General features: G+C 41.9%; 1 rRNA gene (running past one end of the window). It reads right to left on the reverse strand.

Annotation, left to right across the window (positions count from 1 at the left end):
• Nucleotides 1-1,265 (reverse strand): 16S ribosomal RNA (locus H4V97_RS05210); it reaches 249 nt to the left of the window's first position.
• Between the last annotated feature and the right edge of the window lie 1,235 nt (nucleotides 1,266-2,500).

Genomic DNA, 2,500 nt, shown 5'->3' on the forward strand with positions numbered 1-2,500 from the left:
TAGATTCGCTCCTGGTCGCCCAGTGGCTGCTCTCTGTACCGGCCATTGTAGCACGTGTGTAGCCCAAGGCGTAAGGGCCGTGATGATTTGACGTCATCCCCACCTTCCTCTCAGTTTGCACTGGCAGTCTCGTTAGAGTTCCCGACATGACTCGCTGGCAACTAACGACAGGGGTTGCGCTCGTTATAGGACTTAACCTGACACCTCACGGCACGAGCTGACGACAACCATGCAGCACCTTGTAAATTGTCTTGCGAAAAGTCTGTTTCCAAACCGGTCAATCTACATTTAAGCCTTGGTAAGGTTCCTCGCGTATCATCGAATTAAACCACATGCTCCACCGCTTGTGCGGGCCCCCGTCAATTCCTTTGAGTTTCATTCTTGCGAACGTACTCCCCAGGTGGGATACTTATCACTTTCGCTTAGCCACTGAGATTGCTCCCAACAGCTAGTATCCATCGTTTACGGCGTGGACTACCAGGGTATCTAATCCTGTTCGCTACCCACGCTTTCGTCCATCAGCGTCAATCCATTAGTAGTAACCTGCCTTCGCAATTGGTATTCCATGTAATCTCTAAGCATTTCACCGCTACACTACATATTCTAGTTACTTCCTAATAATTCAAGTCTAGCAGTATCAATGGCCGTTCCACCGTTGAGCGATGGGCTTTCACCACTGACTTACTAGACCGCCTACGGACCCTTTAAACCCAATGATTCCGGATAACGCTTGGATCCTCCGTATTACCGCGGCTGCTGGCACGGAGTTAGCCGATCCTTATTCTTACAGTACCGTCAATCTTTCACACGTGAAAGGGTTTCTTCCTGTACAAAAGCAGTTTACAATCCATAGGACCGTCATCCTGCACGCGGCATGGCTGGATCAGGCTTGCGCCCATTGTCCAATATTCCTCACTGCTGCCTCCCGTAGGAGTCTGGTCCGTGTCTCAGTACCAGTGTGGGGGATCTCCCTCTCAGGACCCCTACCCATCGTTGCCTTGGTATGCCGTTACCATACCAACTAGCTAATGGGACGCATGCTCATCTTTCACCGATAAATCTTTAAATACATCTTGATGCCAAGTCGTATTACTATAAGGTATTAATCCAAATTTCTCTGGGCTATCCCTTTGTGAAAGGTAGATTGCATACGCGTTACGCACCCGTGCGCCGGTCTCTAATTCCGAAGAACTATACCCCTCGACTTGCATGTGTTAAGCCTGCCGCTAGCGTTCATCCTGAGCCAGGATCAAACTCTTCATCGTATATTGTGTGAGTTCGGATAAATCCGTTCTCTTTGTTTATTTGACTGAAGTCTCTAGTGGTTTTTTCAAATCTTTCGATTCTATTACTCTTTATTATTGTCTCGTCTTGTGAACGAGACGGCTGTCAATTCAATATGTCTAGGAACGTGTTCTTCTTTTTTTAAACCGAATTTATTTCAGTTTCTTTGCCGTGATTCAAACTACTTAAAGTATCTCTCAAAGCGGGTGCAAAAGTGCAACTTCTTTTCTAATCTCGCAAGAAAAATTTAAAGTTTTTTTTGAAGATTTAAATCCTCCATTTCTTTATCTTTTCTTACCAGTCTTTCAAGGAACTTTGCATGTTTTGCGGGGTGCAAAAGTAATAAGCAAAATCAAATCTCACAAGCTTTTTTTGATTTATTTTTAGAAATGATTTCTAATCCTAAAACCTATACTCACTTGCCAATCTTTTAATGAACTTATTCGCTGTTGCGGGTGCAAAACTACACTCTTTATTGCGTTATTCAAGCTTTTTTAAACCTTTTTTTTGATGTTTTCTTAATGTTTGCTTTAAAGTGCTGAAAGTACGCTTTTTGAATGCGAACATTTTTTTACTGTTTTGAGATTTACAAAGCCAAAAGAGACAAAATCGACTACTTTTTCATGGACTTTATAAGGATCCTTACTGTGGTTCTGTAAAAATTTTTCTTAAGTAGGACTTCCGCAGCTATGACAACCTTAAATAAACTCTCCTTACAATCCTTTCAATAGCTAACTTACTAAGTATATAAAACTACTAACAGCCGTGCCCTGACTTAATACAGTAAGAAAAAAGTCTCAACCAATACTACCGCCTTCTTACAGATACTCCATTTTATTTCAGTTAGATTCGTATTTTAACATTACATCGTCACAGTTCTGTCTCCGACTCCATAATAAAGACACAAAGCCGAAGCATTAAACTCCGTTTATTTTGATTGCAGTAATTATAATCTTGTTTCAACCCCAATTGACAGTACCAAAAAAGTCCGAACTCACGAAATTTTAATAGTAGAAGAGGTAGTGCAAAACCAGTCCAGGCTTCGCATAAGGAGCTTCTTAGGTCCTTACACGCCATCAGCAAGCGACAGAATTCCACTTTGTATTGGCATTATTGCTACCGAAACGAATCCATCAACACCATTTTAACTTAAAAAAAAGGGCTTATTTAGATCAAATTTCCTTTTTCAGGCTCTGATTTAAGGAAAAGCGAACCT

It is taken from the genome of Flavobacterium sp. CG_23.5 (assembly GCF_017875765.1).
Classification (GTDB): Bacteria; Bacteroidota; Bacteroidia; order Flavobacteriales; family Flavobacteriaceae; genus Flavobacterium.